The organism is Clostridium sp. ZBS15 (assembly GCF_023845705.1).
GTDB lineage: Bacteria > Bacillota > Clostridia > Clostridiales > Clostridiaceae > Clostridium > Clostridium aquiflavi.
In genome coordinates this window covers 1-251 of the sequence record NZ_JAMQHY010000200.1, presented here as the reverse complement: position 1 = coordinate 251, position 251 = coordinate 1, and the positions used below count along the sequence as shown (strand labels likewise).

Below are 251 nucleotides of genomic sequence, written 5' to 3'. Positions count from 1 at the left end.
AATAGGTGTATGGTGTTTCATATTTACAGCATTTGCATGTGTAATGGGAATGTTTCCACAAGGAGTAGAAAAATATTCTCCAGAATGGATATTCACACTTTCACTTAATATAATTACACCATTTATATTATTAGGATTAGGATTAATCTTACCTAAGATGGCTAGAAATAGAAAAAATAAATAAAAACACACAATAAGGTTATATAAAACCTTTAATAGAATATAATATATCTCTTGTTGTGTTGCACATA

1 pseudogene is annotated in these 251 nt (G+C 27.1%); it reads left to right on the top strand.

Annotated features, from left to right (window positions below):
• Nucleotides 1–184, top strand: a pseudogene (locus NG904_RS17010) (amino acid permease); the annotation flags it as partial.
• Nucleotides 185–251 lie beyond the last annotated feature (67 nt).